Source organism: Levilactobacillus paucivorans (assembly GCF_001437125.1).
GTDB lineage: Bacteria > Bacillota > Bacilli > Lactobacillales > Lactobacillaceae > Levilactobacillus > Levilactobacillus paucivorans.
On record NZ_JQCA01000049.1, the window covers coordinates 15,181 to 38,402 of the forward strand.

23 protein-coding genes are annotated in these 23,222 nt (G+C 50.5%); 13 read left to right on the plus strand and 10 right to left on the minus strand.

What is annotated here, in order from left to right; genetic code table 11:
* Positions 1 to 100: 100 nt before the first annotated feature.
* Positions 101 to 604, plus strand: coding sequence for a MarR family transcriptional regulator (locus IV54_RS05295; RefSeq protein ID WP_057878357.1), 504 nt, complete (start codon positions 101 to 103; stop codon positions 602 to 604).
* A 148-nt stretch (positions 605 to 752) separates the two neighbouring features.
* Positions 753 to 2,708 carry a M13 family metallopeptidase gene (locus tag IV54_RS05300; RefSeq protein WP_057878358.1) on the plus strand — a complete coding sequence of 652 codons (1,956 nt, stop codon included), beginning with the start codon at positions 753 to 755 and terminating at the stop codon, positions 2,706 to 2,708.
* 172 nt (positions 2,709 to 2,880) lie between these two features.
* Here the strand turns inward: IV54_RS05300 and IV54_RS12270 are convergent, their stop codons facing one another.
* Positions 2,881 to 3,327, minus strand: a complete 447-nt coding sequence (locus IV54_RS12270; protein WP_420806171.1) for an LPXTG cell wall anchor domain-containing protein — start codon at positions 3,325 to 3,327, stop codon at positions 2,881 to 2,883.
* On the opposite strand from IV54_RS12270, the gene IV54_RS12275 reads away from it, so the two are divergent.
* The gene (locus IV54_RS12275; RefSeq protein WP_420806172.1) at positions 3,271 to 3,612 is read left to right on the plus strand and encodes a pentapeptide repeat-containing protein; all 342 of its coding nucleotides are present in this window, start codon (positions 3,271 to 3,273) and stop codon (positions 3,610 to 3,612) included. The genes IV54_RS12270 and IV54_RS12275 overlap by 57 nt on opposite strands.
* Positions 3,613 to 4,269: 657 nt before the next feature.
* On the opposite strand, the gene galE is transcribed toward IV54_RS12275, so the two are convergent.
* The 3 genes from galE to IV54_RS05320 form a co-directional block, all read right to left on the minus strand.
* The gene (gene galE / locus IV54_RS05310; RefSeq protein WP_057878360.1) at positions 4,270 to 5,271 is read right to left on the minus strand and encodes a UDP-glucose 4-epimerase GalE; all 1,002 of its coding nucleotides are present in this window, start codon (positions 5,269 to 5,271) and stop codon (positions 4,270 to 4,272) included.
* Between the two features lie 387 nt (positions 5,272 to 5,658).
* Entirely contained in the window at positions 5,659 to 7,389 is a 1,731-nt protein-coding gene (locus tag IV54_RS05315; RefSeq protein ID WP_057878361.1) for a phospho-sugar mutase, read from the minus strand.
* Between the two features lie 449 nt (positions 7,390 to 7,838).
* Positions 7,839 to 9,557, minus strand: coding sequence for a phosphoenolpyruvate carboxykinase (ATP) (locus tag IV54_RS05320; RefSeq protein WP_057878362.1), 1,719 nt, complete (start codon positions 9,555 to 9,557; stop codon positions 7,839 to 7,841).
* 148 nt (positions 9,558 to 9,705) lie between these two features.
* Here IV54_RS05320 and aroE point away from each other — a divergent pair, with 148 nt between their 5' ends.
* The 4 genes from aroE to IV54_RS05340 all read left to right on the plus strand — a co-directional run bounded on the left by aroE (position 9,706) and on the right by IV54_RS05340 (position 13,202).
* The gene (aroE, locus tag IV54_RS05325) at positions 9,706 to 10,575 is read left to right on the plus strand and encodes a shikimate dehydrogenase (RefSeq protein WP_057878363.1); all 870 of its coding nucleotides are present in this window, start codon (positions 9,706 to 9,708) and stop codon (positions 10,573 to 10,575) included.
* Between the two features lie 2 nt (positions 10,576 to 10,577).
* The gene (locus IV54_RS05330; RefSeq protein WP_057878364.1) at positions 10,578 to 11,399 is read left to right on the plus strand and encodes an SDR family NAD(P)-dependent oxidoreductase; all 822 of its coding nucleotides are present in this window, start codon (positions 10,578 to 10,580) and stop codon (positions 11,397 to 11,399) included.
* A gap of 22 nt (positions 11,400 to 11,421) precedes the next feature.
* A complete protein-coding gene (locus tag IV54_RS05335; protein ID WP_057878365.1) occupies positions 11,422 to 11,862 on the plus strand; it encodes an ASCH domain-containing protein in 441 nt (146 codons plus the stop codon).
* A 503-nt stretch (positions 11,863 to 12,365) separates the two neighbouring features.
* Positions 12,366 to 13,202 (plus strand): alpha/beta fold hydrolase, encoded by an 837-nt coding sequence (locus IV54_RS05340; protein ID WP_057878366.1) that lies wholly within the window; start codon positions 12,366 to 12,368, stop codon positions 13,200 to 13,202.
* Positions 13,203 to 13,294: 92 nt separating this feature from the next.
* Here IV54_RS05340 and IV54_RS05345 read toward each other — a convergent pair whose 3' ends face one another.
* Positions 13,295 to 14,707, minus strand: a complete 1,413-nt coding sequence (locus IV54_RS05345) for an MFS transporter (protein ID WP_057878367.1) — start codon at positions 14,705 to 14,707, stop codon at positions 13,295 to 13,297.
* A gap of 202 nt (positions 14,708 to 14,909) precedes the next feature.
* On the opposite strand from IV54_RS05345, the gene IV54_RS11920 reads away from it, so the two are divergent.
* From IV54_RS11920 to IV54_RS05355, 4 genes are all read left to right on the plus strand, one after another.
* Positions 14,910 to 15,086, plus strand: a complete 177-nt coding sequence (locus IV54_RS11920; RefSeq protein ID WP_164478999.1) for a hypothetical protein — start codon at positions 14,910 to 14,912, stop codon at positions 15,084 to 15,086.
* 98 nt (positions 15,087 to 15,184) lie between these two features.
* Positions 15,185 to 15,340, plus strand: a complete 156-nt coding sequence (locus tag IV54_RS11705; protein ID WP_157054361.1) for a hypothetical protein — start codon at positions 15,185 to 15,187, stop codon at positions 15,338 to 15,340.
* A 186-nt stretch (positions 15,341 to 15,526) separates the two neighbouring features.
* A complete protein-coding gene (gene map / locus IV54_RS05350) occupies positions 15,527 to 16,321 on the plus strand; it encodes a type I methionyl aminopeptidase (protein WP_057878368.1) in 795 nt (264 codons plus the stop codon).
* A 115-nt stretch (positions 16,322 to 16,436) separates the two neighbouring features.
* Positions 16,437 to 17,156, plus strand: coding sequence for a demethylmenaquinone methyltransferase (locus IV54_RS05355; protein ID WP_057878369.1), 720 nt, complete (start codon positions 16,437 to 16,439; stop codon positions 17,154 to 17,156).
* A 78-nt stretch (positions 17,157 to 17,234) separates the two neighbouring features.
* Here the strand turns inward: IV54_RS05355 and IV54_RS05360 are convergent, their stop codons facing one another.
* Positions 17,235 to 17,432 (minus strand): hypothetical protein, encoded by a 198-nt coding sequence (locus tag IV54_RS05360; RefSeq protein ID WP_057878370.1) that lies wholly within the window; start codon positions 17,430 to 17,432, stop codon positions 17,235 to 17,237.
* Between the two features lie 110 nt (positions 17,433 to 17,542).
* Complete coding sequence (locus tag IV54_RS05365) at positions 17,543 to 18,169, minus strand: DNA-3-methyladenine glycosylase (RefSeq protein WP_057878371.1); 627 nt, start codon at positions 18,167 to 18,169, stop codon at positions 17,543 to 17,545.
* A 51-nt stretch (positions 18,170 to 18,220) separates the two neighbouring features.
* Between IV54_RS05365 and IV54_RS05370 the strand changes: the two genes are divergently transcribed.
* Positions 18,221 to 18,613 carry a DUF488 domain-containing protein gene (locus tag IV54_RS05370; protein ID WP_057878372.1) on the plus strand — a complete coding sequence of 131 codons (393 nt, stop codon included), beginning with the start codon at positions 18,221 to 18,223 and terminating at the stop codon, positions 18,611 to 18,613.
* On the opposite strand, the gene IV54_RS05375 is transcribed toward IV54_RS05370, so the two are convergent.
* Complete coding sequence (locus IV54_RS05375) at positions 18,567 to 19,244, minus strand: HAD family hydrolase (protein WP_057878373.1); 678 nt, start codon at positions 19,242 to 19,244, stop codon at positions 18,567 to 18,569. The two genes, IV54_RS05370 and IV54_RS05375, sit on opposite strands and share 47 nt — an antisense overlap.
* A 92-nt stretch (positions 19,245 to 19,336) precedes the next feature.
* Positions 19,337 to 19,795 carry a universal stress protein gene (locus IV54_RS05380; protein WP_057878374.1) on the minus strand — a complete coding sequence of 153 codons (459 nt, stop codon included), beginning with the start codon at positions 19,793 to 19,795 and terminating at the stop codon, positions 19,337 to 19,339.
* Between the two features lie 193 nt (positions 19,796 to 19,988).
* Here IV54_RS05380 and IV54_RS05385 point away from each other — a divergent pair, with 193 nt between their 5' ends.
* The gene (locus IV54_RS05385; RefSeq protein ID WP_057878375.1) at positions 19,989 to 21,281 is read left to right on the plus strand and encodes a DUF805 domain-containing protein; all 1,293 of its coding nucleotides are present in this window, start codon (positions 19,989 to 19,991) and stop codon (positions 21,279 to 21,281) included.
* Positions 21,282 to 21,560: 279 nt separating this feature from the next.
* Here IV54_RS05385 and IV54_RS05390 read toward each other — a convergent pair whose 3' ends face one another.
* On the minus strand, positions 21,561 to 23,174 hold the full coding sequence (locus tag IV54_RS05390; RefSeq protein WP_338034229.1) for a BCCT family transporter: 1,614 nt from the start codon (positions 23,172 to 23,174) through the stop codon (positions 21,561 to 21,563).
* Positions 23,175 to 23,222: the final 48 nt, after the last annotated feature.

Consider the following 23,222-nt stretch of genomic DNA (forward strand, 5'->3'; position numbering starts at 1 on the left):
GGCGGCATAATAACGGTATGCTGATGTAGTGAAGTTGCGTGGTCATTTCGTCATGCAAAAGTTGTTATGCCAGCACTAGTGTTTTCAAGGGGGGAGTATCATGCAAAACGAAGAAAGGGTATTCGAAGCATTCCTACGACAGTATCGCGAGATTTTTCGAGTCATGATCAATGCGGCCGAACAGATCACCGGCCAGTACTCGGTTAGTTTCGAACAGTATCTGTTATTGAAACAAATCCATGAACAACGAAACATCACGTTAAGTGAACTGGCAGACTCCACACACACCACGCGTTCAGCGGCGGCCCGCAAGTTACGGGCCCTCCTGCTCGACGGATTCGTTGAACAAGAAGCCAAGATGGATGATCGCCGAGTCAAGTACCTTCGCCTGACCACTAAAGGCGTCACGGTTGAACACGACATCCGTCAAGCCTTCCTGCAAAGTGCGCGGACTTGGGAGGAAATCCCAGCGAATATGAAGCCCGCGAACATCAACGACTTTTTCACGCAATATCAACAGAACATTGCGATTTGGGATCGGACCCGGCCAAAGTTCCGGCGGCCGGTACTCCATGCTAAACGCAAAGCTTTAGGTGGCGAATAGCCAAATTTACGGGGGCAAGACCGAGAGTCTTGACCCCGTTATTATGGTCTTTGGCGACTTTTATTAAATTATGATGATAAAAAAGTTCCCTTTTAAAGGCAAATGGGTTAACCTGTGTCTAACGACTAATTTTAAGGAGGATCTTTGTATGCGATTTAACCATTTCTCAGCACAACCTTCTACCAACGGCACGACCGCCGGTGAAGTCAACTCAGCACTCTTGAAACAAGACCTTTATGAAGCGGTCAACGGTAAATGGGCCGAAACAGCAACTATTCCTGGTGACCACGCCTCGACCGGTGGTTTCATGGACCTGGTTGATGGCATTGAAAAGACCTTGATGCGTGACTTTGCCGACCTCTTAGCCGGCAAACTCGAGCCAGCCAACCCTGAAATGGCCGAGTTCAAAAAGCTTTATGCCATGACGAGTGACGCCCAAAAACGAGAAACCACGGGTACCGCACCTTTGAAGCCTTGGCTAGCTAAAATCGAAGCCCTTCAAAACTGGGCTGATCTCAGTGACCATTTAGCAGAATGGTATCAGAAGGGGCTGCCAACACCTGTCACGATGTCGGTGGAACCCGATATGAAAGATACCAGCCGTTACGCCCTCTTCGTGGACGCACCGGATCTCTTCTTACCCGACAAAACCTACTATGAACCCGACAACGCCGCAGCTAAGCAACTCCTGCCAATCTTCACCCAAACGGCTACCAAGCTGCTCGAACTTAATGGCTACTCTGCCGAAAAAGCGGCAACCATTGTCGAACAAGCCAAGGCCTTTGATGCGCAGATTGCCCCTCACGTGAAGTCTTCCGAAGAGGCAGCTGACTACGTGAAGATGTACAACCCACGTGCACTCAGCGACGTGGATGCTCAGGTCAGCCAATTGGACCTGACAGCCGCCTTCACTCAAGTTTTACATGACACGCCAACCGAGGTCATCCTGCCACAACCCGCCTTCTTCGACGCGACCAATGACATCTTAACTCCGGCTAACTTCGAAAACCTGAAGAGTTGGATGTTAGTTGGCACCGTCTTTGATGCCACCGGCGTCTTGACCGAGGAATACCGGCAGGTTGGCGGGACGTACAGCCGCGCCCTTTCCGGTAAGAAGGAAGCCCGTTCACCAGAAAAGGCCGCCTTTTACTTGGCAACCGGGAACTTCTCTCAAGTTGTCGGGGACTACTACGGTCGGAAATACTTCGGTGAAACCGCCAAAGCTGACGTCCGTAACATGGTTCTGAAAATGACGCATGTTTACCAACAACGACTGAAGACCAACGATTGGTTGAGTGCCGCAACCCGTGAAAAAGCGATCGTTAAGCTACAGAAGTTAACGATTAAGGTGGGGTACCCCGACCAAATCGACCCACTCTATTCACAATTCCACGTTGACACCACCGAATCATTATTCGATAACATTCAGCATTTCGGTGAATTGGCTCTGGCTGACGAGTTCGGCCACTGGGGTCACCCCGTCGATCGTGATCGTTGGGAAATGAGTGCCAACACCGTCAACGCCTACTACTCCCCAACCAACAACGAAATTGTCTTCCCGGCAGCCATTCTGCAAAAACCATTCTACAGTCTGGACCAATCCAGCAGTGCCAACTACGGCGGGATTGGAGCCGTTATTGCCCATGAAATCTCCCACGCCTTTGACAACAACGGGGCCCAATTCGATGAATTTGGGAACCTCAACAACTGGTGGACCAAAGCCGACTTGTCGCACTTCCAAGACTTGGCACAAGCCATGATCAAAGAATTTGACGGCATCGAATTTGCCGGTCAGAAGGTCAATGGGAAGCTCACCGTTTCCGAAAACATCGCCGATGGTGGTGGCTTGAGCTGTGCGCTTGAAGCTGCTAAATCCGCCGATGACGTTGACCTCCGCGCCTTCTTCATCAACTGGGCCAACGTTTGGCGGATGAAGGCCACGACCGAATACATGCAACTGCTGTTGTCGATTGACGTGCACGCCCCTGCTAAGCTTCGGGCCAACGTTCAGGTCAAGAACCTCGACGACTTCTTCACCACCTTTGACGTGCAACCTGGCGATGCCATGTATTTGGCTCCCGCCGATCGCGTGAAGATCTGGTAATTTAAATCATTTCAATCAAAAACGTTGTGTTAGCTCTCAGGCTGACACAACGTTTTTTCGTCCATTTGATTTAGGTAAGCTAAATAACACGTACGCCAACAGTTTCCAGTTAATGACCATCAATCGCAAGCTCACGTCTGGACAGTTATTTAGTGGTTGGGGGGAAACAAGGTTAGGACTTCTTTGACCGCACACCGGCGATACCGGCCACAGTCAAGCTAGCCAATAACAACAATAATCCAGCTAATTCAGCAACAATTGCGCGCTGGTCACCCGTTTGTGGCAACGTAGCGGGCTTGGTTGTCGACGAAGACGTCGAGGCACTAGCCGCCGGAACTGTTGCGCCTTGACCACCGGATTGCGTTCCCGTGGTCGTTGGGTGACTAGTCGTTGGCCGCTGCGGCGTCGTGGTTGCCGGATGCTCTGGTAACGTAGCTCCTGGTTCTTCACCGCCAGGGATCGTGACTTCGGGCGTCTCCTCTTCTGGGGCCTCTTCACCCGGATGTTCAGTCCCAGGAACTTCGACCCAAGGGTGTTCCGGTTCTGGAACTTCCGTGCCGGGATGACCGGGTTCCTCTACGCCAGGAATTTCTTCGCCCGGTTCTTCAGTCCCAGGGATTTCTTCGCCCGGTTCTTCGGTCCCAGGTTCTTCAACTCCGGGTTCTTCGACTCCAGGCTCTTCAACTCCGGGTTCTTCGACTCCAGGCTCTTCAACTCCGGGTTCTTCAACTCCGGGCTCTTCAACTCCGGGTTCTTCAACTCCGGGTTCTTCGACTCCGGGTTCTTCGACTCCGGGTTCTTCAGTCCCAGGCTCCTCGATCCCAGGGGCTTCTTCGTCTCCACCTTCACCGGAACCACGTGTCTCGAAACTAATCCAGCCCTCTTTGTCATATCTGTGCGTTGAAAAATAACTATTGAAGGTTGCCACTCCGACGTGTGAATCTATCGTGACCGTGACCGTGCCAACCTTAGCTGTGCCATTATAACTGGCCATACCAAATGACCGCGTCCGATCAACCCGAACGTTTAGTGGCACGTAAAAGAACATCTTGTCACCTTTTGCCACGTAAACATTGTTGGCGATCTTCCACTCGTATTTCACATCATAAACCCCACTTGCTGGCAATACTTCCGTGTGGGACATCACAACGCCAGTAGGATCCGTCACAATCTTAGCATCAGCGGCACTAGTCCCACTACCAGTGATAATCTTAGCATCAGCGTTAACAGGTACCTCGACCCAAATAAACAGGGCCAAGCCAGAGGTCGCAATCAATAATAATCCCTTGATATGATTTCGCATTTGTCTTTCCTCCTAACCTCTCCATCACGCCTTTTTAAGCACCTATAAATTAGCACGTTTATACATGAGATGTTAGACAAATGACTGGTTTGTTAAATTTCCTATTCTCCGTGGAAGCTTGATGATTAGTTGTGTAAATACTCGTCACTACAAACTATTTGAGCACTAAAATAAGGACCCGTTAGCGGTTAGCCAACGAGTCCCTATGATTGTCTTTTAGTTCAGCTTATCTCTCATTTTACAATAGGTTCGGCCACCTTAGGCCTTTTGAACATCGGCATATCCGGCTGGATGCTTCTGTTTCCAGTTCCAGGCCGTCCGAATAATATCATCCACATTGTCAAATTGTGGTTGCCAGTTCAACACTTCGCGGGCCTTGTCACTGGCCGCAATCAGTGTGCTGGGGTCGCCAGCACGCCGTGGGGCCATTTTTGCGGGAATAGCCTTACCCGTCACCCGGCGCGCCGCTTCCAGAATTTCCAGATTGGAGAAGCCCGTCGATGACCCTAGGTTAAAGGCGTCACTGACGTTGTTGTCCTTGAGATACGTTAGCGCCAGGATATGAGCGTCGACGAGGTCAACCACGTGAACGTAATCCCGAACATTGGTGCCGTCCTTTGTCGGATAATCATCCCCAAAGATGGCCAGCTCTTGTCGTTCACCGGCCGCCACCTGGAGGATAATCGGAATCAAATGCGTCTCGGGATGATGGTCTTCGCCAATGCTTCCATCTTCCTTGGCACCAGCGACGTTAAAGTACCGTAACGCGATGAACTTAATCCCGTAAGCTTCGTCCGCCCAGTGCATGATCTTTTCCATCATGAGTTTACTTTCGCCATAGGGGTTCGTGGGGACTTGTGGATCGGTTTCACGAATTGGAATCTGCTTAGGCTCGCCGTAAGTGGCCGCCGTTGAGGAGAACACGATCCGCTTAACCTGATGTTGCGTCATCACTTCGAGCAGAGTCACCATACCAGCCGTGTTGTTGTCGAAATACTTCAACGGTGCCTGCATAGACTCCGGTACGATTGAAAAGGCAGCAAAGTGAATCACGCCCTCAATCGTTTCGCGATCAAAAACGTCGTTCAGGAAAACCTTGTCACGGACATCGCCTTCATAAAAACGAGCCTTGGGATTGACCGCGGCGCGATGGCCAGTGACGAGACTATCAACCACCGCCACATCGTAACCGCGTTGGATCAATCGATCAACGGCGTGGGAACCGATATAGCCCGCACCACCTAAGACTAAAACTGTCATGGGTAAACTCCTCCTCAGATTGACTGTGATGTGTTCATTTTCCATCATTTTAGCGAAATTGACCAGCACTAATTGGCAAACAACTTAAACGTAAATCTTTTTTAAGCCTGTTTCCCTATTCTCCTTAAGATTACCATCCCCCGGTTCAAATCCAAAACCGAAGCCCCGAAAACGTTCCAGTCTGATCGGGTAACAAACGCAGGAGAAGAGTGAGACAAAAGGCGGTTAGCTGGTGAGCATTAAGATTGATAACCGAATAATCCCGGTCTTGGATTGTTTGGTCATTAAGCGGAACCAGCTGCCTTTTGGCGCACGTTTCGACCAGCTAAGTTTGGAAACAGAAAAGACCTGAGAATTAAATCTCAGGTCCTTAGAAAACATCGGTTTTTAAATTGAGGCTACATAGGCATTGACGGCTGCTTCAAAGGTGGCCAATTTTTCTTGGGCCGCTTGATCCGTCTTGGCACTGGTTCCCACGTAGAACTTCACCTTAGGCTCAGTCCCAGAAGGCCGGATGCAGATCCAAGTCCCATCGGCCAACCAATACTTCAGAACGTTGGCTTGTGGCAAATCAATCGTACTCGTTTCACCCGTGGCTGACGTCTTAACCCCGGTTGAAAAGTCCTCGGTCTCCGTAATGGCAACGTTCGCAAAGTCATGTGGGGCATTTTCTCTAAACTCAGTCATGAGATGCGCCATCTCTTGGGCACCGTTGACGCCAGGGAATTCCTGAGCCACCGTCTTTTCGGCATAGTAGCCATAGGTGGCATAGAGTTCTTCGATCCCATCATATAGGGTCATCCCCCGTTGCTTGTAATCAGCGGCAACTTCAGCCAACAAGACCGTCGACTGAATGGCATCCTTGTCCCGCACGAATGGCTTGATCAGATAACCATAACTTTCCTCGAATCCAAAGAGGAAAGTGTGGTCATGTTGGGTCTCATACTGGTGAATCTGTTCGGCAATAAACTTAAACCCAGTCAGCACGTTCTTCATTTCAATGCCGTAAGCTGCCGCAATCTTCGTGGCCAATTCCGTCGACACGATGGATTTTACCACGCGACCGTTGGCTGGTAACTGACCGGCTTCTTTGCGCGCCTTCAAAATGTAGGCCAACAAAATTGAAGCAATCTGGTTTCCAGTTAACAGTTGGTACTCCCCGCTCGGCTGACGAACGGCGGCACCGAGACGATCGGCGTCGGGGTCGGTGGCCACCAAGAGATCGGCCCCTTCCTGCTTACCCAAGGCAATCGCCATATCAAAGGCTTGCGCAAATTCAGGGTTCGGAAATGGCACCGTTGGAAATTCGGGATCGGCAATCGCCTGTTCGGGGACCATGGTAAAGTTTTCAAAACCGGCTGCCCGCAGCGCACGTTCACCAATCACCTTACCCGTCCCGTGAAGTGGCGTATAGATGAGCTTCATGGTCTTCCCGACCTTTTGAATCAGGTCGGCATTGATCGTCACACTCGCCACGTTGGCAAGGTAGGCTTGATCGACATCCTCGCCGATAATTCGGAGTAATTTATTCTGTCGTAAGTCACGTTCGTCGGCCACTGGAATCGCAAAAACATCGGTTGCGGAACGGACAAATTCGGTAATCTTATCCGAGTCAACGGGTGGCATCTGACCACCGTCTGGCCCATAAATCTTAAAGCCATTGTATTGCTTAGGATTGTGGCTGGCCGTAATCATAATCCCCATGGCCGTCTGCAAATGCCGCACAGCAAATGACAATTCAGGCGTTGGCCGCATGTCATCAAAGACAAAGCTTGGAATCTGGTGAGCCCCCAGGACGTGCGCCGCTTCATGGGCGAATTCACGCGAGTGGTAACGGGAATCAAAACTGATCGCAACACCCCGTTGTTTCGTGGCTTCATCCAGTGTATCCAAGTAACGCGCAACCCCCTCGGTTGCCTGACGCACCGTATAAACGTTCATTTGCCCGATACCGGGTCCCATGACACCACGCATCCCGGCGGTCCCAAAGCTCATGGGACCGCTAAAGGCAGCCTCTAAAGCCTCATCATTCCCAGCCATGACTGTTAATTCGTCATGGATATAAGGAATCATTGTGGGTTGCTCTTGCCAAGTTTGATAATTTGTTTGCCAACTCATGATTATCTCTCCTTAATAGTTGTAAGTTCTAATGACTAACGCCATAGGTTTAATTGGATGCCTTGGGCCAGCGACACGTCCATAGTTGCGTGCCTGCTTTGGTCCAACCTGTTGGCGCCTCCCCTGTTAATTTTGACGCTTACTAAAATCATACCCCGTTTGGGCGTTCTAAACCAGTGTGGCTCAATAATTTCCCTTAGGAAGCTGTCTTCCCTTACACCTTAACAATCAGGTAATCCGCTTTCATTGTACCCTATTTTCAACGTTTGGATTATTTCGTTTTTACTAAAAAAATGACTGCTAACGATCATCAGGCCTCAAAAAGGCGTCGTTCAATCCTCAAAAGTGAGAATCAAACGACGCCTAGCCCAACTCATAATTAAATTTATTTCACAAAAACCTGCGAAAAAATACGGCCGAATTTCGTTAGTAAGAGTAAGCCCTAAAATTTAGAGATCCAATAAAACTGCTAAGAGTTCGCGCGCAGACTCGTTCAACTTATCTTGCGACTTGTTATTGCCCAGGTGCGTGTAAATTTCACCCACATAAACGCCATCGGCAAATAATCGGTCGAAGACGGCATCAATGATGGGCTGCGTCGCCGCTTGTTCTTGAACAGGACCAAATGGGTTGGCGAAGAATGTCGTGCTCATCCCCACCTCATCGGTCGTGCCCAGCGCCTTACGTTTGCCGGCCACGAAGGTTTCTTCGGCTGTTTGCTGGTCGTCGAAACGGTGAATGCCCACGGCATCGTCATAGTTGTTGGCATAAACCCACATATCGATATGATGGTGCGCCACAACGCGTGGCCAAGTGTTGGCAGGAATGATAACCCGCGCATTCTTCTGTTCGGGATTCATGTAGATTCCCCGGTCCATGTTGTTGAAGGCCACCTCACTACTGAGGTCATCCAAGCGGACAAAGGCCCCGGTTTCGGTCCCCTGAGCGTAAAGATCCTGTCCCTTCAACGTGAAGCTCCCCATGTCATCGAAGATGGTTTCCATGCTGACAATCTGATCGTCGGCCACCTCTTGGAGGGCTTCGATTGATTCGGACTTGCCGGCACCGGAATCCCCAAAGAAGACAACCGTCTTAGTCTGCCCATTAGCAAAGGTAATCTTCACCATGGACCCGTGAATTGGCAAGTGCTTCTGCGCAATCATGTGCAGGTTATGCAGCGTCAAACACATCTTCTTCATGTAACCAAAGTAGGTTGTTTGGTCGTTGTAAGGCACTTGACCCACGTAAATATCATTAGCGGCATCATAGAAGTAATGGCCGTTCTCGTGATCGGTATCACTCTCAACCCCTGGGGTCCCAAACAACAAGACCAAGTCTGGTTTGTGCGCGGCCACCTCGGTACTGTCCGCCAACTGAAAGAGGTTGGCTAGGGCCAAGCCGGAAGCCAAATAGTCGCGGTGGAAGTACAGGTAAGCCAGGCTCTCCCCAATCTTAGCTGGGTAACAGAACCAGTCGTCTTCGGTACCCGTAAAGTTTTTCATTGGGTTTACTTTAGTTGCGGTGAAGGTGCCCTTACGCTTGTTGCTCTTGGTGTGCAACATCATTGGTGGCCGTAACATCAAGCGACTAATGAAGCGAATATCTTTCAGTCCCTCATAGCCAGCAGGCATGTTCCAAGCCAACCGCCGTAACAGCACACAGGCACTCGACCCGGCACTCACTTGACGGTAAACGTGGTTGGGATGGCCTTGCAATTTTTCCTCAATCGTCCGGTATAACCGAATAACCAAGTCATTGAAACGTTGGTCAATCGTCATAAATTCACTGGTGACCACATCGTTTTGCGTAACGGTCATCGTCGCCACACGCAGATACGTCCGATAATACGAATAAAGATCCTCAATGCTGGCCAGAATCTCAGCCGGTTTAAAACGATCAAACGCGTCCACCCGATCGGTCAGAACGGCCTTGATGGTCGCGAGATACACGTCTGGCGTGACTAAATCAAAGGTCGTTTTGGGATCGGCGGCATCCGGCGTGCGATCGCGTTGTTCGTCTAAGAACAACTTCACGAAGCCAGCCAACTCGGGGCTATTCACCAAGTCGAAAATACTGGTAATAAAGTGTTCGTTATAGTTCAACACGGCCACGCTGCGGTCCGGGTTCGCGTAAAATGACGGTAAATTTAATGATTCTGGTGTTTGCATAAGCGGTCTCCTTTCAGATCTATCCTTACTCGCCATTCTAGCCTACTTTGCCAGCCGAGGGAAGTGACTTCTTGCGACATCGGTGGCAATCCGGTCGACCATGGATTACGATAAAGATGGAACTTGTTTCGAAAGGAAGTCTTCTGTCATGGAAATTGATGGACATACAGCACTAGTGGGCCTCATCGCCCACCCGGCCGGTCACTCACAGTCCCCGGCTATGCACAATCTAGCTTTCGAAGCGGACCACATTAACGCCCGCTTTCTGGCTTTCGACGTCGAACCCGCACGTCTCAACACAGCCATCGACACCATCCGCGCCTTTAAGATGTTAGGTGCCAGTATTTCGATGCCCTTCAAGCAGGCCGTGATTCCCCTGCTCGATGAACTCGACCCGGCCGCCAAGATGATTGGGGCCGTGAACACCGTCGTCAACCACGACGGCCACCTCACCGGCTATACCACCGATGGAATCGGCTTCGTCAATGCTTTAAAGGACGAAGGGGTCGCACTCAAGGGTCAGACGATGACGCTTGCCGGGGTTGGCGGTGCCGGGACGCCGATTGCCATTCAAGCCGCACTAGCTGGCCTGAAGACGCTCAATATCTTTAATATCAATGACGCCGCCGTGGTTAATGCCAAACGAATCGTCACCGAAATCAATGAGCAAACCGACTGTCACGCCACGTTTACGCTCCTTGATCACCAGGACCAGTTCCAAGACGCCATCGCGCAGAGCGACCTGTACGTCGATGCCACCGGTCTGGGGATGGGCAAGCTCGTGGATCAGGCCCTCGTGACTGATCCAACCTGGTTCCACCCCAACATGACGGTCTTCGATACTGTTTACGCCCCGAGTGAAACCAAACTCATGCGCGTCGCCAAGCAAGCCAACGTGGCCCATATTTTAAACGGCCAGGGCATGTTACTCAATCAGGGGGCCGCGGCATTTAAATTGTGGACCGGCCAGGCAATGCCAGTCGAGCAGGTACGGGAACATTTATTTAAGGAGGACTAATAATGACAACAGAATGGTTAGGATTACGCGATAAAGTTTGTGTCGTTACCGGTGCGGTCGGTGGCATGGGCACCAAGATTTGTGCCGCCCTCGCCGAACAAGGGGCGAAGGTCGTCGTTTTGGATCGTCAAGCTGATCCCACGACAAAATTCGCTAAGGAACTGGCCCACGACTATGACGTCCAGACGTTAGCCGTCAGTTGTGATGTCACCGACGAGACCAGCGTCAAGGCCGCCGTCGCCCAGGTTCAATCAACCTTTGATCAGGTCGACGTGGTGATCAACACTGCCGGCATTTTGAAGTTCGATCCGCTTGAGGACCTGGACTATGCGACCTGGAAACAAGTCCTGGACGTCAACTTAAACGGGTACTACCTCATCACCCACGAATTTGGGAAAGTAATGATTGCTCAGAAACACGGGACCTTCGTCCACATCTCTACGGTTGCCAGCGACATCCCCGAAACTTATAGTGGTGCTTACAGTACCAGTAAGGCCGGCGTCAACATGCTGTCCAAGCAAGTCGCGGCCGAATGGGGCATGTTCGGGATTCGGAGTAACGTTCTCGAACCTTGCCTGGTCAAGACCCCAATGTCCGCCGCCTTCTACGCGGATCCTGAAGTTGAAAATGGTCGGAAGAAGTTGACTGCCAGCAAGCGAATCGGAACAACCGACGATATTGCCAACGCCATTCTCTTCCTGGCCAGTGACCGGTCGAGCTACGTCAACGCGACTAGCCTCGCCATCGATGGCGGTTTCAGCGTCATGATGCAAAACCAGATTCCTAAGCCCGGCGGCCGTCGTGGCTTCGCCGAAACCCACTAAAAACTTTAGGAGGAACATGCAAATGACCATTGATGAATTCTGGCAGGAATTCAAATCCCGTCACCCGGAAGTGACCACTGATCACTATGATGCCTATCCCTTTGGCTATGAAGATGCGGACGAACTCGCGCACTTAGTCGCAATTGGCCAGAAAACAGCCACCACATCTGCCCTGGGTCTCTATGAACCTGATGAGGCTCGCCCGTTCGTAGGCGAATATAACATCATCCTAGACAGCCACGATCAGCCGGTTTGTGTGACGCAAACGAAGGTGGTCGAGGAGATGCCTTTTGACCACGTCACGGCTGAACATGCCTATCATGAAGGCGAAGGCGATCGGACATTGGCCTACTGGCGTCGTGTTCACCGCGAAGTCTTTACCCAAGAATATCAGAACGAATCCGATGAGCCATTTAACGAACAGATTCCCTGTCTCTGCGAAGTCTTTGAGCGGGTGGATTAGATAAGTCCATTGGGTGATCAAAAGGCCGCCTGCGGCTGTCAGGGATTCCGCCTGCTGTGGGGACGCTTCAGCCCTATGGGCTTCTCGCTCGATTTGAAGCCCCGCCAGAGGCACGGGTCTTCAAAGTCGCCCGTGCTGTAAACTGGAAGACCACCAGTTAACACCACCTTCACGGCCGGCTCCATCCCTGGCCTCCTCCGGCTAAGATCCAACGGTTTTTATCATCTCTTTCGACTATTCGAAACAATCAGAGTTAAGTTGAATTCAAGATTACCAAACCCAATTCGAAGGAACGAACCAGCTCATTACAGCCGATCCGCTCCTTCGAATTTCATGTTTTTAATTTTGAAAGTTACAATCATTGATTTTTGTTACTTAATGCAGTAGACTCTTTTTAACCATTAAATCTCTAACCTGTCATTAAGACAAAAGAAGGAATCGCTAATGAAGACTGCGAAACAGGTCAACGGACGCGTTCACTTCACCGGAAAGGACTCTTCACTATGACCTCATACATTGATGTACCAACCAAGACCATTGTCACCCCGGAAAAGAAAACCTTTGCCTACCGCGAGATTGGGACGGACACTGGTGTCCCCGTAATCGGCTTGATTCACCTTTCTGGTAATCTCGACAACTGGGATCCAACTGTGATCGACGGTATCGCCCAAGAACACCGACTGATCTTACCAGACTACCAGGGCGTTGGCGGTTCCGGCGGGAAAGCTGCTAAGACCATTCAAGGCATGGCCCAAGAGATTCGTGAATTTATCCATGCCCTCGGTTTCAAACAGATCGACTTATTCGGGTTTTCAATGGGTGGTTTCGTGGCCCAAGAGGTCATCAATCAGGAACCGACCTTGATTCGACGGGCCATGTTGACGGGAACGGGTCCTCGTGGTGGTCAAGGTATCGGCAACGTGACCAGCATCTCCGATCGGTCCTTAGCCAAGGCCATTTTCACCTTTAAAGACGTGAAGACCTACCTCTTTTTCACCCGAACGGCCAACGGTAAGAACCAAGCCGCCCGTTTCTTGAAGCGCATCAAGGCCCGGAAGACGAACCGCGACCGTTCGATTGGCTGGAATGCTTACCGGACGCAACTAAAGGCCATTAACCAGTGGAGTACCGAGACTGCCATCGACTTTTCCAAGCTTGAAATTCCGGTCTTAGTCGCCAATGGAGACGATGATTTGATGGTCCCAACAAAACCTAACAGCTATGACCTCGCCAAAGCCTTTAAAAACAGCAAACTCGTGATCTATCCTGATGCCGGCCACGCTGGTGTCTTCCAATTCAACGATGACTTTGTTAAACAGGCGAACGATTTCTTGAGATAATATCATTTAAAAACTAAAAAAAATTGAACCCTCTGAATGTGAAAGTCCACTCAGGGGGTTCAATATCTCACTTGTTTCTCGCAAGGTTAAATTTATTTAGCAACCGACTTCCGACCGTCACGTAACATGACCGCAAAGATCCAGCCAACGATGGCGACACCTAGGAAGGTCAGGAACACGGCACGATACCCGGCGAGCGTCGCTACTGTGGCACTGCCCACCTTGGCATGACTGCTGGTGACCATAGCCAGCACCAACGTGGCCACGGCAACCCCAGTCGATCCCAGGATTTGCCGCACCGTGGTAATCACGGCAGTCCCGTGGGAGATCAGATTATCTGGTAATGAGTTGGCTCCCAAAGTGACGGCTGGCATCATGACGAAGGCGTTCCCCCCTTCGATCAGGGCCGCAGTCAGCACCATTGCCAGCAGGGACTGGCGACCACCAACCAAGCTTAACCAGAGCCAGCCGACGACGATCATACTCATCCCCGTTAGCATGGTGGCCTTAAACCCAATCCGGTCGGCTAGTTTCCCCGTCAATGGATTCAGCAAGCTCAGGACAATGGCCCCTGGCACCAAAGCCATCCCCGAGGCAAATGGTGATAGTCCCAACACTTCTTGATAATACAGTGGGAAGATGATGGTCACGACGATCAAGGCAATGTAAGACGCTCCCGTCAAGAGAACCGCCAGATCGAAGTTGAAGGTCTTGAGCACCCGCAAATCCAGCAGTGGCGTGTCGACGTTAAATTGCCGCCAAACGAAGAACGCTACTGCCAAGACACTGACCACTAACAACCCCAACATGAGGGTCCAGTTGGCATTGGCCTTGCCAATTTGATTAACGACATACAAAATCCCAATGAAACCAATACTACTCAACACGGACCAGTAATCCAAGTGCGACGTGGCCTGGGGCATGACGTCCTTAATCGTTTTAAGCGCAATCAAGAAGACAACGGTAATGATAACCATAAAGACCACGAAGAGTCCCTGCCAAGTGGTGTAACGCAGGATGATTCCTGAAATAATGGGACCCACGGCCAAGGCCGACCCCATGACGAGTCCGGCCATTCCCATTACCGCACCACGCTGGTCTTCTGGGGTAATACGCAACATGACAGTTTGATACGAAGGAAACATGATCCCCACGGCCATGGCCTCCATCACTCGGCCTAACATCATCAGGCCAAAGCTAGGAGCAAGATAAATAATAAAAGTTCCGATATCGAATAAGGCCAAAACGCTCACAAACATGACCGGAAAACGGACGTTGTTAAGCATCCACGGACTGATCGGCATCATCACCACCATCACCAGCATAAATCCTGTCGTTAGCCACTGAATCGTTGATGCTGGCACGTTAAAGTACCGCATCAGTGTCGGATAGGCCGTCGACAAGGACGACTGACTAATCGACATGGTGAAGGTCCCCGCCAGCAACGTCCAAATAAACGCCAGGTGATTGTATGGCTTTCCCTGTAAATCAATTGCCTTCTCCATTCACTCACTCCCACTTTTCTACTTTAGAAACATTATCAACTAATAGTTATCGTAGTCCTTTTCTCATTCTCTGTAAACCAACGCGCCCCGTGATTAGTCTAAGCAATCGAGTTACTTATGGGGTAAACTTTGGTACAATAAATGTAATTGGTGTTTACGAACCTGTGAGCACAACTATGACACGATAAAGAGAGGGTAAAGTATGGACTTAGTAGCCTATTTACATGACGAAATTAATTTTCTAACCGAACAAATGAACCGCGCTAAAGACGAAAAGGACAACGCCATGAACTTCCTTTGTGACGCTCGAATCACGGAAGCTAAGCGTATCTTGACCCAAATTGATAACGGGACCATTGACCGGCTAACCGCCGAATAACGGTGACTTCCACCGGGGAGCACCTCACAAACGAGTTTGGGACAGTCGTCTCAGACTCGTTTCTGCCGTCAACCCAATATGAAAGGAACTCCGAGTTTATGCGGACCATCATCGACGAACTGATCTTTATCTTTTTATTTGCCCTGCTGGCCTGGCTGGTCTATTGTTTCGTGACGGACTTCAAGTTCACCCTACTCGGCCTCTTAATCCTGGTCGCAGCCCATTTGATTAAAACCCACTTCTTTGATAAGTAACCGTAACGCTTTCCAGTATGACTGGGATCAAAGACTCGGTTCGCCTAAATAACAAATTAGGTGTAAATTAGTATTGTATGAAAATGTCTGGTTCCAAGTTGTTAGCTGACATTTACGGACTTATTCGCACGTCAGCGGCAACTTGATTTTAGTGAAACCAGATGAAATTTTTGAGGAGGTAACACGTTGATAACCATTAAATCAGCACGTGAAATTGAAAAAATGGCGGAGTCCGGAGCCGTTTTAGCCGGTGTCCACAAGGGATTACGCGACATCATCAAGCCCGGAATTTCTAGCTGGGAAATCGAACGGTTTGCCAACAAGTATATTGAAGAACATGGTGCTACTCCTTCCGAAAAGGGCTTTGAAGGCTACAAGTATGCCACCTGTGTCAGCGTCAACGATGAAGTGGCCCATGCCATTCCTCGTAAGGAACTCTTACTCAAGGAAGGCGACATCGTCGCCGTCGACATGACCGTCAACCTGGACGGCTTTGAAAGTGACTCTTGCTGGACCTACGCGGTTGGTAAGATCAGCCCAGAAGCCCAACACCTGATGGATGTCACCAAGAAATCCCTGTACCTGGGGATTGACCAAGCCGTTGTCGGCAACCGGATCGGTGACATTGGTCACGCTATCCAAGCCTACACCGAAGGTCAGGAACACATGGGCGATGTCCGTGAATTAATCGGTCACGGGATTCAACCCACGATGCACGAACAACCAAACGTGCCCAACTACGGTGAAGCTGGTAAGGGCCTGCGGTTACGCGCCGGCATGACGATTACCATCGAACCCATGATCAACCTGGGAACTTGGGAGATTGCCACTCGCCAAACTGCCGACAAGTCTTGGGACTACTACGTCACGGCTGATGGGTCGCTGTCCGCTCAATACGAACACACCTTGGTCATCACCGATGATGGTCCTAAGATCCTGACCTCTCAAGGCGACGAGATCGACAAAAAGTACCAACTTTAAGCCTAAAGACTAATCAGACTTTCAATTAAGAGCGGGAATCAGTTTTGATTCTCACTCTTTTGTTTTACACTGAAGATAATCAAAACGAGTCGTATTAGCCAGGAGGTAACGACAAATGACCTTAACCAATCAAACATCAGAGGACACCGTTCAAACAATCTTCGACCACATCGCACCACAGTACGACCAGATGAATGGCCTCATTAGCCTAGGAACCCATCGTATCTGGCGAAAACGCGTCATGGAACTGATGACTGTTCGGCCTGGGGACTTTGCCCTGGACCTCTGTTGCGGCACGGGGGACTGGACGTTGGCCCTGGCCCAAGCAGTCGGCCCTAGCGGTCAAGTCGTGGGCTTGGACTTCAGCTCGGTCATGCTACAGGAAGCCACTCATAAGGTACGATCAGCTGGTCTACAGGACCGGATCACCTTGCGTCAAGGCGATGCCATGCATCTGCCCTACCCGGACAACAGTTTCAACGTCGTCACGATCGGTTTCGGTCTGCGTAATGTCCCCGATGCCAACCAAGTTCTCCGCGAAATGGCTCGGGTGGTCAAGCCCGGCGGCCAGGTGGTCTGCCTCGAAACCTCACAGCCTGACAACCGATTGGTGCATGCCGGTTGGCAACTCTACTTTGGTCACGTGGTTCCCATGATGGGCCGCCTGGTTCACCACTACCAGGCCTACAACTACCTCCAAAGTTCGACGCATCGCTTCGTCTCCGTGACCGAATTGGTGGCGATGTTTGAAGCGGCTGGATTGGCACAGGTTCACTTTGAACGCTTCAACCTAGGTGCCGCGGCGGTGCATTTTGGAACGAAACTATATCGCTAAAAAGCTCAGTAAAATAGGCTCGAATCCCGACTATCCCTTGTAAAAAAGGATAATAAAGATTCGAGCCTATTTTAAGTTTTACTTGGAAGTAGAGAATTTCATATATGACGCCTTAATGTACTCTGTCTCGCCATTCTGCTCATGAACCGCGATAAACCCATTCTTATCTGGGTAATCAATTTTAAGTATTTTCTTGCCGTCAACCTTGAATTTGTAAACATTAGAATTTAAAGCCCCGGCCCCGGCAGAATATTCAAAAGATGTAATTTCATCCATTACTATCAGCTCCCCTTAGAAGATAGCTTACCCCTCGCAACCCGCTTGTTCAAGTTGAAAATGGTTGTGTGCAGAGAAACCGGAAGTTGGCGAATAGTGGTCAACCATACTTACTTCCACCCGTGCCCTTCACGATCCCAGTCGCGCTTGCGACTGCCGGAGACAAATGGATTACCGGCTACGGTAAACCGCAACGGACGATCTTGCCAGCTCCCGGCGGACACGCCGACCCGCGACGTTGCCGCGACTTCACGTGGCGTGCGCGTCGCGGTTGGCGTGATCGTCAGGTTCTGATCCCCCAACATCGTGCGATTCAGGTCCTTGGACTGAATCCCCAAAGCCGCCATTAATTTACCGGGACCATTCGTCACATCCGGCACCGGCTTGTCACGATTTTGTTGCATCAGGTCGAGGCCCTCGTGGGGTTCAATCCCACGGATCAGAATCCCTTGAGGCGTTCCCTCGGCTTGCGTGGCCACGTCGAACATATAATAACCCCGCAAGATGTAAATGTAGATCGTTCCCGGTGCATCGTAGAGCGCCGCATTGGCCGCCGTGTATCGCCCGTTAAAGGCGTGCGCTGCCGTGTCCTGTTCCCCGAGATAAGCCTCGGCTTCAACAATCCACCCACTCATGGTTCCAGCTGGTGTTTGATAGACCAACTCGTGCCCCAACAAGTCCTGAGCAATCTGGGGCGTTGGCCGCCCAGTATAGAAATCCGCTAATGCATCTGACATCATTTACCTCCCGTTTGCTATGTTAGAATGGGACCATGGAGATGATTCCTTATGGCAATTAAGTGTGAAAGAATTTATACCAAACCCGCTGATCTCAACGGGTATCGGGTTTTAGTCGATCGGCTTTGGCCGCGTGGCATCTCAAAGGTGAACGCGCAATTGGCCTCATGGGAAAAAGAAATGGGTCCCACGACCGACCTCCGGAAATGGTTCAACCACGAACCTGAGAAGTTTCCAGAATTCAAAAAACGCTACGTGGCGGAAATCGAAGCCAACGAAGCGCTACCGTCTTTCTTGGACCTGGTTGCGGGACAACTCGCCGATCAAGATGTGATTTTATTATACGGCGCCAAGGACGAGGAACACAACCAAGCAATTATCTTAAAAGAATTCCTACTTAAACATCTGGCAGATCGAGTTCCTGCCGAACGACTGACAGACTAAGGTCACCGGTGCTGGCCACCATGACGGTTGCGCCGGGTAAGGGATTCTGATTAATCCCAACTACGCGACAACCAGCGGCCAGAGCCGATTGCACCCCAGTCACGGTGTCCTCAAATGCCACACAATCTCCGGGTTCGCGGTCAACCAATTTCGCTGCGGCAAGATAAACATCCGGCGCAGGCTTGCTGGCCTTGAGTTGCCGGGCATCCACGATATGTGGAAAATAGTTCCGTAATCCCAAATGATCAATCTCACTGGCAGCATTGGTCGAGGCCGAAGCCACGGCCAACGGATAGCCAGCCTCTGTCAATTCCTGGAGAAACGCTGGGATTCCTGGTAAACAGTTTGCTGGGGTCAGAGCGGCCACATACTGCCTGTACAGCGTGTTTTCATGATCCGTGATCACTTGTCGCTGACTGGCATTAAAGTCCCCCTGGCGGCCCACAGAGGCCAATATAGCCCCCAGCGAGTCGTCTCGACTCATTCCTGGTAATTTAGCAGCCAACTCTGCCGTCCAAGGAATCGCCAATTCGGTGGCAATCGTCTGCCATGAGCGCAGGTGATATTGCCATGAGTCGGCTAAAACTCCATGGAGGTCGAATAAGAACCCTAATCGTTGTGGTGTTGGCATGTGCTCTCCCCCTTCGAACCGTTTTCTAACGCTATTATAACTGATTCTAAAATGGTTCACTGCCTAAAACGCGGCAGTGAACCATTATTTGTTTATCGAATGACAATAACTGAAACGTCTGACTTCTTCGCCAAACGTAACCCGATAGCCCCAGGACGGCCATGACTAGCAAAGTCAACGTCAGCTCCCGAAACGATCAGATCTGGTTTGAATTCTGGCACAATCTTTTGAAGAATGACGTCATCGACATCGCCACCCTCACCCACGATTGACCGAACATCTTCGACCACAAAGGCCTTCGCTCTGTTGGCGTAATCTTGCACGATGGCCTTCAGGTGATCGCGCTTTTGGTTGAGTTTGTCGGGCATCAGTGACTCATAAATACTGATATCATTGTTCTCAAGTACGGAGGCAATCCCCAGATGAGCCTGATAGTCCCGGGCCATCGTCAACGCGAACCGGAAAGCCCGGCTCGTCGACGGCCGGTCGTCCTCGTCAATCGTGATTAATATCCGCCGGAAAAATAGTGGATTATTACTTTCGTCTGCCATAAAACCCCTCCTGCAATGATTGGTAACACGAGCTCATTGTATCATATCTGACGGGAAAGAGGCCGCCTGTCCCGTAAAAATTTGACATAGGAAACAGACGCAGTAACTAAACCTTTTAAATCTAAACCAGCTAGTGTATGGTTAAATTAAACTTGTCTTTACAGACTGTGTCTAGCCCATGGAGGTGCCCCCAATGCCAACTGAACCCAATTTTAAGTTTTGTCTACACTGTGGTAAGAAGATCCCCATTGAAGCCACGTTCTGTCCGAGCTGTGGGGCTAAGCAACCCATAGCAGATTTTGAGTCTTCCTCGGAACCAGAAAAGCCAGCCACTCACGACGAGGCGGCAAAAGCGGCCTCACAAACGGACACGAACCCATCTCAACCCGATTCAGAACCAGGTCCAACCGTCGTCTTCACCCCAACTTCAGAACCGAACCCGACGAGCGATAGGCCCAATATGGCCAGTGCCTTCGACCGCGGAATCAAAGCGGCCTTTACAGTTAAGGGCCGCTTCTCACGGGCAGACTATTGGTGGCTCTACCTGGATATTGTGTTGATCAGTCTCGTTGTGACGGTTCTCTTCAGTCTGGTTTTCTTTTCCAAGGGCCTCGTCCTATCTCCGGGAAAAACGATTGCCTTTCTGCTAATTGGGGCGGTTGTCGCCGTCCTAAGTGTCATCCAATTCACGGCTACCATTCGGCGGCTACATGACACCAACCGGTCCGGTCACTTCCTCTGGCTATCCCTAATTCCCACTGTGGGTCCCATTATCTTACTAGTACTACTGACGCAACCCGCAGTTGAGGCAAACAACCGCTTCACAACCTCGCCGACTTCGACACATTGGACCAGGACGTGGTGGTCTTGGACCATCCTAGCGGTATTGTCACTCATCTTTGCCGGCTCCTATGTCTCGCTGAGCACGATTACTCGCGCCGCGGTCATTGCCAGTCAGACTACCGATACACCAGCTGAGTCCGCTACAAACGGTGCCACGAAGGGCGGAAGTCTGACGCTTCGTGATTCCCAAGTTCGCCTCAGTCAGCAGAAGACTTACCACCAGGCTTATCAAAATAGTAACTGGGCGAAATCCACTTTTGCCATCGATAAGGTCGTGGTCGCTAAGACCGCCGAGGCCGTTAAACTCGATGAAAGTGACCAACAGAAAGCCTTCAATGGTGTCATTGCCGTTCATTTCAAGATCAAGGCTGGTCGCGACATTGCCGCTTACCCCACCCAAGCCACGTTGAACACTAATCTCGGCCAACAGGTCAATTCCGACATGAGTCTGAGTGACACCTTCGATGGCGATCTCAATAAAGGGACAGTCAAGGACGGCAATGTCTATTTCTTATTGCCGAACCTCAAGTCGGTTGCTAGTCTCACGTCCATTCGTTTGAAATGGGACGCCTTCTACGATACCGATGACGAGAATGATAACAACTTTGCGAAGAACTTTGATACGACTTTGAAATTAAACTAGTGTCAGCTTCATTAGCCTGAAACGAAAAGAGTCACCAGTAACCTTTCCTTTGTGGAGAGGCGCTGGTGACTCTTGTTTTTGTTAAGTTTGATTTGCTTTGCTGAGAACTGTCAGATGGAAAGGATCGACTCTCGCCTTCCAATCCCGGTACTGGCAGCCTCGGAAACGTGCTCCCTAAGGCAGGTCCCTGCGCTTAACCCCACTTAGCACCCGTCCGGCTTCGCCGAACTGGCACCAAGTGACGTTAATGCTCAGGACCTAACCGCCTTAGTCCGCACTCTATCTCGCGTGGTCCGGTGAAAGAATCATTGGCCCGCGAACCGCACGTGGCAATTCGACGGTAATCCGACGAACAACCACCGGTTGTGGCACGACCACTGGTGCCGTCTTTGGCTTGGCAGCCAACATGTGCCAGATTGAATGCAACAACAGCACACAGACAAACATCAATGGGAATCCAGCGATCGTGGAGACCGTTTGAACAGTCTTGAAGCCCCCAACCATCACAATTCCGAAGGAGAAGAAGATGAAGACAACCACCCAGATCATCCGGTTCCAGCGACTTGGTTCTTCACCGTCATCCAAGTGAAGACTGGTAAAGGATGACACGATGAAGGCTGACGACGAAATCGTCGTGGCCAAGAAGATGAAACAGGAGATACAGTACAAAGCCAGGATAATCATCTTAAATGGCAATGTCGCAATCACCGTGGCAACCACGGCGGCTTGACCCTGCGTGTTTAAGATGTGAACCAGGTTAACAGCCCCGGTACGTTGTAACCACAGGGAGTAACCCCCGAAGATCGCGTAGAAGCTCATGCACCCTAAGGCCCCATACGTCAACATCCCCACGAGGACTTGACGAATCGTCCGGCCTTTAGAAATCCGGGCAATGAAGAGTCCCATGACGGGCATGTAGGAGAGCCACCAACCCCAGTAGAAAATAGTTTCCTGCTGAGCAGTGCTATCTCCCCCGTTAGGTAAGGTGTTGGTCGACATGGCCACAAACTTCTGAGCCATCAAACCAATACTGTTCGTTTCAGAATTTAAAATATAAACTGTGGGTCCGATAATTAAAATAATCGCTAATAGCCCCAGCGCCGTCCAAATATGAGCGGAACTTAAGCGGTTGATCCCACCATTTAACCCATGGAAGACCGTGACCGCAAACAGAATAAACAGAATCACAAAGAGTTCAATTTTTAGCATCAAATTGTCTTGAACACCGGTAAGCCGGCTTAAAACCTTGGAGATAATGGGGATTTCCATCCCAACGGATGAGCCAATCCCGCCCATGATACCAAAAACCACCAGGAAGTCCACGACGTGCCGAGCAATGACTTTGCCCTTGCTGTCACCCTGAAGACTGGTGATAGCGGCACTAACTCGTTGAACCTTCGCGTGCTTGACGTACAACACATAAGCAATCGCAATGGTGGCTGGCGCAAACATCATCCAAGCCATTGGGCCCCAGTTGAACTGCCCCAACATGTGCGCTGCGCTGTAAGCCTCTCCAGAGAAAGGCTTCAGTCCAAACGCTGGATGTTGTAAGTAGCGCAATGGGTCCACGATGGACAGCATCAAGATGCTGGCATCGATCGCCGTAGCGAAGACCATGGACCCCCACTGGAAGTTGCTATAGTGAGGTTTGTCCTCTGGGTCACCAAGTTTTACTTTACCAAATTTACCAAATGCCAAATACATAAAAAATAAAAAGTTGACCACGTACACCATCATATAGGCCCATGACATGCGAGTATCAATCCAATTCAAGATGGAGCTCAGCGTGGCTTGTAACTGGCCACCGCCCAAAATGAATAACAATGACGCGAGTACAAATAAAACGATGGTTGGTACGAATACTAACTTATCAATATTTTTACGCGCTTGAATTTACACTTTAAGTGCAACACTAATTAAATAAAGAATGGCCCATGGCCA

Excerpts from the sequence above, each read along its gene's own strand:
- IV54_RS11920 (WP_164478999.1), top strand. The coding sequence starts at position 14,910 with ATGGACTTAGTAGCCTATTTACATGACGAAATTAATTTTCTAACCGAA.
- galE (WP_057878360.1), bottom strand. The coding sequence starts at position 5,271 with ATGACAGTTTTAGTCTTAGGTGGTGCGGGCTATATCGGTTCCCACGCC.
- IV54_RS05345 (WP_057878367.1), bottom strand. The coding sequence starts at position 14,707 with ATGGAGAAGGCAATTGATTTACAGGGAAAGCCATACAATCACCTGGCG.
- IV54_RS05330 (WP_057878364.1), top strand. The coding sequence starts at position 10,578 with ATGACAACAGAATGGTTAGGATTACGCGATAAAGTTTGTGTCGTTACC.
- IV54_RS05380 (WP_057878374.1), bottom strand. The coding sequence starts at position 19,795 with ATGGCAGACGAAAGTAATAATCCACTATTTTTCCGGCGGATATTAATC.
- IV54_RS05360 (WP_057878370.1), bottom strand. The coding sequence starts at position 17,432 with ATGGATGAAATTACATCTTTTGAATATTCTGCCGGGGCCGGGGCTTTA.
- IV54_RS05295 (WP_057878357.1), top strand. The coding sequence starts at position 101 with ATGCAAAACGAAGAAAGGGTATTCGAAGCATTCCTACGACAGTATCGC.
- IV54_RS05315 (WP_057878361.1), bottom strand. The coding sequence starts at position 7,389 with ATGAGTTGGCAAACAAATTATCAAACTTGGCAAGAGCAACCCACAATG.
- IV54_RS05385 (WP_057878375.1), top strand. The coding sequence starts at position 19,989 with ATGCCAACTGAACCCAATTTTAAGTTTTGTCTACACTGTGGTAAGAAG.
- IV54_RS05320 (WP_057878362.1), bottom strand. The coding sequence starts at position 9,557 with ATGCAAACACCAGAATCATTAAATTTACCGTCATTTTACGCGAACCCG.
- IV54_RS05300 (WP_057878358.1), top strand. The coding sequence starts at position 753 with ATGCGATTTAACCATTTCTCAGCACAACCTTCTACCAACGGCACGACC.
- IV54_RS11705 (WP_157054361.1), top strand. The coding sequence starts at position 15,185 with ATGCGGACCATCATCGACGAACTGATCTTTATCTTTTTATTTGCCCTG.
- IV54_RS12275 (WP_420806172.1), top strand. The coding sequence starts at position 3,271 with ATGACCGGGTTCCTCTACGCCAGGAATTTCTTCGCCCGGTTCTTCAGT.
- IV54_RS05355 (WP_057878369.1), top strand. The coding sequence starts at position 16,437 with ATGACCTTAACCAATCAAACATCAGAGGACACCGTTCAAACAATCTTC.
- IV54_RS05375 (WP_057878373.1), bottom strand. The coding sequence starts at position 19,244 with ATGCCAACACCACAACGATTAGGGTTCTTATTCGACCTCCATGGAGTT.
- IV54_RS05340 (WP_057878366.1), top strand. The coding sequence starts at position 12,366 with ATGACCTCATACATTGATGTACCAACCAAGACCATTGTCACCCCGGAA.
- IV54_RS05365 (WP_057878371.1), bottom strand. The coding sequence starts at position 18,169 with ATGTCAGATGCATTAGCGGATTTCTATACTGGGCGGCCAACGCCCCAG.
- IV54_RS05335 (WP_057878365.1), top strand. The coding sequence starts at position 11,422 with ATGACCATTGATGAATTCTGGCAGGAATTCAAATCCCGTCACCCGGAA.
- aroE (WP_057878363.1), top strand. The coding sequence starts at position 9,706 with ATGGAAATTGATGGACATACAGCACTAGTGGGCCTCATCGCCCACCCG.
- IV54_RS05370 (WP_057878372.1), top strand. The coding sequence starts at position 18,221 with ATGGCAATTAAGTGTGAAAGAATTTATACCAAACCCGCTGATCTCAAC.